The following is a 6,092-nucleotide window of genomic DNA, read 5'->3' as shown; positions in this document are numbered from 1 at the left end:
CCTTCTTCGTTTCGGTGGCGATCAGGCACCAGCCAGAGCTCTGGGACCAGCCGGTGGTGGTCGGGGGACACGCCCGTGGCGTGGTGACCTGCGCGAACTACCCGGCGAGGGCCCACGGGGTGCGGGCTGCGATGCCCGGGTCGATGGCGAGGCGCCTGTGCCCGCAGCTCGTCTCGGTCCGCCTCGACTTCGGCGAGGTCGCCGAGGTCTCCAAGCAGGTCCGGGAGATCTTCCGCCGCGCCACCCCGCTGGTGGAGGTGGTCAGCGTCGACGAGGCGTTCCTCGACGTACGCGGCGCGACCAGGCTCTTCGGCAGCCCCGAGCGGATCGCGCAGCGGATCCGGCGGCAGATCGCCGAGGAGCTGAGCATCACCTGCTCGGTCGGCGTCGCGCCGCCGCCGAGCGTGGCCAAGGTCGGCAGCCGCAAGGCGAAGCCCGACGGCGTCGTGGTCGTCCGGCCCGAGGACATCGCCGGCTTCCTCCACCCGCTCGACGTCGGCGAGCTCTACGGCGTCGGCCCGAGCACCAGGAAGCGGCTGCGGCGGCTCGGGTTCGAGACGGTCGGCGACATCGCCCGCACCCCGGTCCCCACCCTCCATCAGATCCTGGGTCCACGCCTCGGCGCCCACCTGCACCGGCTCGCCACCGGCACCGACCGGCGCGAGCTGACGGGCCGGCTGGGGCCCGACCTTCCCGACCGGTCGACCGGGGCCCAGGAGACCTTCGGCCACGACCTGAGCGACCGTGAGGACATCGTGCGCGAGCTGCTGCGCCTCTCCGCCCGCGTCACCCGGCGGATGCGGAGGGCCGGCACCGTCGGCCGCACGATCGCGCTGACGGTGCGGTTCACCGACTTCACAACCATCTCTCGCTCGCGCACGCTCCCAGACCCGACCGACGTCACCCAGGAGGTGCATACGACCGCCGTCCGGCTCTACGACGAGCTGAACCTCCGTGGCCGGGCCCTGCGGCTGGTCGGGGTCCGGGTGGAGCACCTGGTCGCCCGCGAGGGCACCGACCGGCAGCTGGTGCTCGGCGAGCGGGAGCGCGGCTGGTCCGAGGCCGATCGTGCCGTCGACCAGGTCGCCGAACGCTTCGGCTCCCACCTCGTACGCCGGGCGAGCCTGCTCCACAACGGCCGGGGTTGACGCACCTGCCCGTTCGGTTGACACAATCGGTCGTGGTTGTGCCATGTGGCAGAACGTGAAGGGGCAAGAATTTTCTGGGCTCACTACCGCCTTCAGGATGGCGTGCCTAGACTTGTAGGTGCCCCAACAGGACATGGGAGGTACGGTGCCACTCTCGGAAGAGGAGCTTCGCCTGCTCGAGCAGATGGAGCGCGCGCTCTCGGCGGAGGACCCGAAGTTCGCCTCCGCCCTCCGAGGCACGGCCCTGCGCCGTGCCCAACGTCGACACGCGGTCATCGCGGGCTTCGTGCTCGCAGGTGGCGTCGCGCTGTTGATGACCGGTGTGATCTCGCGGATGTGGATCGTCGGCGTGGTCGGCTTCCTGGTGATGCTGGCCTCGACCTCGGTGCTGCTCACGGCGCTGCGCGGTGCCGCGGCGGTGGAGGAGGACGACGGCGACCACGCGCCACGCAGCTCGTTCCTCGACCGGGCCACCGAGCGCTGGAAGCAACGCCGCCGCGACAACGACATCTAGTAGGCCAGCTGGAAAGACTTCGCCGTCCGCCGATCGTCACCTGGCGGGCGGCGCTTGCGTGCGCATCTGCGGTGGTCGGCGTGTGATGAGTCACGATGCGTGGGGGATCACCAACGGGCGTCCGCGTCGTTGAACTCACACTGCCGGGTCCCTGACCGGTCGACCGATCGCAGGAGGCTCGATGCCAGAAGCGCCTGAAACGCGGGCCGCGCCAACGGGGCGCGGTGCCGTCGTACGGACGATGGCGGCCCACCCCGTGGCCCGGATCCTCGTGTCACTGGCGGTGATCCAGGGAAGCCTGTTCCTGTCCGGGGTGCTGGTGGTCCGGGCGGTGGGGGTCGAGGCCAGGGGTGAACTGGCCCTCATCTCCGGGGTCGTCGGCATCGCCAGCCAGATGGGCCTGCTGGGGCTTCCGGCGGCACTCGTGTACTTCATCGCCAGTCGGCGCGTGCCTGCCCTGGCCATGATCAGCCGAGTGGCGCCGGGTCTGGCGCTGCGGATCACGGTCTGCGCGGTGATCAGTGTCGGAGCGCTCCTCGCCCTCGACCGCTTCTCCCAACCCCTGTCTGCGCCGGTCGGCGAGTCGATCATGGTGCTGCTCGGCATCACCGTGCTGATGCTGGGCTTCACCCTGCTGGCGGGGCTGCAAGGTGAGGAACGGCACCTGTCGCTCACGATCATCCAGGCCCTACCGCTGGTGGTGTACGCCGGGCTGGTGGTGCTGTTGGTGATGATCGACCGCGCCAGCATCGTGACCCTGCTGCTGGCCAACGTGACGGGCTGGATCCTGGTCCCGATGACCGCGATCCCCGTCCTGCGGCGAGGAGGGCCGCGGCCCGGACGAACAGTGCTGCCCACCACTGCCGAGGTGAGACGCTTCGGGGCGCGGGCATGGGTGGCCGCTGCCGGTCCCACCGACATGCTGGGCATCGACCAGGTGCTGATCGGTGCCACCGTAGGGCACTCCCAGCTCGGGCTCTACGTGATCGGCTGGGCGTTCGAGACCGGCACCGTGCTCCCTGGCGTGGCGCTGGCCACGTTCCTGGGGCCCAGGGTCGCGGCCGCGGAGCCGGGGGAGCGGATCCGGTTGGCCCGCCGCTGGCTGATCCGCGGCCTGCTGATCGCGGCACTGGTCTGTCTCCTGGTCGAGCTGGCGCTCGCTCCGCTGCTCGTCCTCGCGTTCGGCGAGGAGGCCCGGGCGGCGATCGGCCCGGCTCGGATCCTGCTGGTGGCCGGGGTGTTCCTCGGGCTGCGTCGTGCGCTCGCCGCGGTGTTGCAGGCGCTCGGCCGTCCCAGCTGGGCCACCGCCGCCGAGACCGTGTCCTTCGTGGTGATGGTGACCGGGATGCTCGGCCTGGGTTCCGTCGCGGGGATCGGTGGCTGCGCGGTCGCGATGGCGCTCGCGGGCCTGGTCGGCGTCCTCGTCCAGGTCGGTATGCTCCGTCGCCTCTCTGTCCGGCTGCGCCAGACCCGACCCGCCCCCGACCATGCTGAGGAATCCTGATGTTCGAGAACGTACTCTCCGACCTGCGAGCAAACGTCGACGTGTCCCGGCACGGTCGGTTGCGGTTCTGGATCTGGGTGGCCGGGAAGGCGTTGTTGCAGCCGCAGATCCAGGTGGTGCTTCTCTATCGCGCTTCCTCGGTGCTGGCGAGGTCCGGTCCGTTGCGGCCACTGGCTTTCCTGCTCCGCTCGCTTGCGGTCGTGCTCGGCGGAACCGAGATCCATCCCGACGCCCGGATCGGGCCTGGACTGGCGCTCCTGCACTCGGTTGGTGTGGTGGTCGGCGGTGAGGTGGTCATCGGTCGAGACGCCCGCATCTCCCAGCTCACCTGCATCGGTGAGCCCGGCCGGGGAGCGCGTCGGCAGGGCATGCCGACACTCGGCGACCACGTCACGGTCGGGGTCGGGGCGGTGATTCTCGGCCCGCTCCGGATCGGTGACCGAGCCGTTGTCGGCGCCGCGGCCGTGGTGACGAAGGACGTTCCCGCTGGAGCGATCGTGGGAGGAACGCCGGCCCGGGTGATCGGCTGGGTCGAGGGCTACGGCCCGTCGGCAAAATCGTAACTCTTAGTTACAATCTGCGTGACAACGCGTGTTCAGTCTCGTTGAGACGGTCGTCATACCAATGGGGGTCACGAGAAGGGCACAGCCCATGCACGCAGTAGATGTGGACGTTCTGGTCGCAGGTGGCGGCGGATTCATCGGAGGCCACCTGGTCGGTGAGCTGCTGGACCAGGGCAAGTCGGTCAGAGCCGTGGACGTGAAGCCGGCCTCGCAGTGGTACCAGGTTCATCCGGACGCCCAGAACGTACAAGCCGACCTGTCGCTGCGGGAGGAGGCGATGGCGCACACCGCGGGCGCGCGGGAGGTCTACATGCTCGCCGCCGACATGGGGGGCATGGGGTTCATCGAGAACAACAAGGCCGCGTGCATGCTCTCGGTGCTGACCAGCACCCACATGCTCGAGGCCGCTCGTGACCACGAGGTGGAGCGGTACTTCTACTCCTCCTCGGCCTGCGTCTACGCGGCCGACAAGCAGACCCGGACCGAGGTGACCGCCCTGCGCGAGGCCGACGCCTACCCTGCCATGCCCGAGGACGGGTACGGCTGGGAGAAGCTGTTCACCGAGCGGATGTGTCGCCACTTCGAGGAGGACTTCGGTCTGACCGCCCGGGTGGCTCGCTACCACAACGTCTATGGTCCGAACGGCACCTGGGACGGTGGTCGTGAGAAGGCGCCGGCCGCGGTGTGCCGCAAGATCGCCACCGCCGCGCTGACCGGGAAGCACGAGCTGGAGATCTGGGGCGACGGGGAGCAGACACGGAGCTTCATGTACATCGACGACTGCCTGCGCGGCAGCCAGATGATCCTGGCCGGCGAGAGCAGCGAGCCGGTCAACCTGGGTTCCTCGGAGCTGGTCTCGATCAACCAGCTGGTCAGCATCGTCGAACAGATCGCGGGCATCACCTGCAAGCGCAACTATGTGCTCGACGCCCCCCAGGGCGTGCGCGGCCGCAACAGCGACAACACGCTGATCCAGGAGATCTACGGGTGGGAGCCCTCGATCAGCCTGGCCGACGGCCTGGCCAAGACCTATGAATGGGTCCATGACCAGGTCGCCAAGAGTCTGGGCTGATGACGATGCGGATCCTGGTCCATGACTACAGCGGTCACCCGTTCCAGGCCGAGCTGAGCAGGGAGCTGGCGGCACGCGGTCACCAGGTCACCCACTCCTACTGCGAGGCCTACGTCTCCGGCAAGGGCGATCTCTCCGGTGACGCGGAGAATCTGGAGGTGCGTCCCATCGGCGTCGGAAGCACGATCGCCAAGACGCGCTTCGCCTCCCGGCTGGTGCAGGAGCTGCGGTTCGGGGTGCAGCTGGCGCGGCTCGCGCGCGACCTGCGCCCGGAGGCGGTGCTCATCGCCAATGCACCCATCCCGACACTGGTGATCGCGGCCGCGGTGCTGGCCGTGTGTCGGATCCCCTGGGTGCTCTGGCATCAGGACGTGCAGGCCGTCGCGGTCCGCTCGTTCGCCGGCCGGCAGCTGTCCGTGGCCTTCTTGGCGGTGGCCTGGCTGATCGAGCATGGTGAACGTTGGTGCGCCCGACGCTCGGCGGCGGTGGTGGTGATCGCCGATTCCTTCGTCGACGTGCACCGGCGATGGGGCACGTCGGACAAGGTGAGCGTGATTCCGAACTGGGCGCCGCTCGGTGACATCCGGCCGGTCGAACGAGACAACGACTGGGCTGCTGAGCACGGGCTCACCGGAACCAGGACGCTGCTCTACAGCGGCACGCTGGGGCTCAAGCACAACCCGGCGCTGCTCGTCCGGCTGGTGCGGCGTGTCCAGGACCGGTCAGGGGAGCAGCCGGTTCGGCTGGTCGTGGTCAACCAGGGCCCGGCGACCGATGTGCTGCGCACGGAGGCCCAGCGGCTCGGTGTCGCCCTGACGCTGCTGCCGTTCCAGCCCTACGAGCGGCTCGCTGAGGTCCTGGGGTCCGGCGACGTGCTGGTGGTGCTCCTGGAGAAGGAGGCGGGTGCGTTCTCGGTGCCTTCGAAGACGCTGACCTATCTCTGTGCGGGCCGGCCGGTGCTCGGACTGATGCCGCAGGAGAATCTCGCAGCCACGTTGGTCGATGCGGCAGAGGGCTGTGTGATGCCTCCGGAGGAGGAGTCGCTGGAGGATGCGGCCCGCTGGGTCGTGGACGTGCTCGCCGATCCCGAGCGGCAGCGGCGACTCGGGGCCAGGTCGCGGGCACTCGCCGAGCGCGAGTTCGCGCTCCAGGGGTGTGCGGACAAGTTCGAGAAGATCCTGGAAGCCGCCCGGGGTGAGATCGACGCGGTCGTCGCCGAGGAGATCCTCACCCGGGCCGACCGGTCTTCGTCTGTCGACCTGGCTCGCCGCTGAGCACACGTCTCCACGGG

General features: G+C 69.5%; 6 protein-coding genes. All 6 read left to right on the top strand.

Features of this window, described 5'->3' with window-relative positions; genetic code table 11:
* The coding region (dinB, locus tag ACFVJS_RS25735; protein ID WP_378886314.1) for a DNA polymerase IV at positions 1 to 1,148 on the top strand (1,148 nt) is incomplete at its 5' end.
* Between the two features lie 145 nt (positions 1,149 to 1,293).
* Positions 1,294 to 1,662, top strand: coding sequence for a DUF3040 domain-containing protein (locus ACFVJS_RS25730; protein WP_378886312.1), 369 nt, complete (start codon positions 1,294 to 1,296; stop codon positions 1,660 to 1,662).
* Between the two features lie 241 nt (positions 1,663 to 1,903).
* On the top strand, positions 1,904 to 3,166 hold the full coding sequence (locus ACFVJS_RS25725; RefSeq protein WP_378886310.1) for a lipopolysaccharide biosynthesis protein: 1,263 nt from the start codon (positions 1,904 to 1,906) through the stop codon (positions 3,164 to 3,166).
* Positions 3,166 to 3,729: a serine O-acetyltransferase gene (locus tag ACFVJS_RS25720; RefSeq protein ID WP_378886309.1), complete on the top strand. Its 564-nt coding sequence runs from the start codon at positions 3,166 to 3,168 to the stop codon at positions 3,727 to 3,729. The genes ACFVJS_RS25725 and ACFVJS_RS25720 overlap by 1 nt, the downstream gene beginning before the upstream one ends.
* A gap of 88 nt (positions 3,730 to 3,817) precedes the next feature.
* The gene (locus ACFVJS_RS25715) at positions 3,818 to 4,801 is read left to right on the top strand and encodes an NAD-dependent epimerase/dehydratase family protein (protein WP_378886307.1); all 984 of its coding nucleotides are present in this window, start codon (positions 3,818 to 3,820) and stop codon (positions 4,799 to 4,801) included.
* Positions 4,801 to 6,075: a glycosyltransferase family 4 protein gene (locus ACFVJS_RS25710; RefSeq protein ID WP_378886305.1), complete on the top strand. Its 1,275-nt coding sequence runs from the start codon at positions 4,801 to 4,803 to the stop codon at positions 6,073 to 6,075. Before ACFVJS_RS25715 ends, ACFVJS_RS25710 begins: the two co-directional genes overlap by 1 nt.
* Positions 6,076 to 6,092 lie beyond the last annotated feature (17 nt).

The sequence above is a fragment of the Nocardioides sp. NPDC057772 genome, assembly GCF_042798075.1.
GTDB lineage: Bacteria > Actinomycetota > Actinomycetes > Propionibacteriales > Nocardioidaceae > Nocardioides.
Note: the sequence above shows the minus strand (reverse complement) of the source record. Positions and strands in the feature narration are given on the sequence as shown.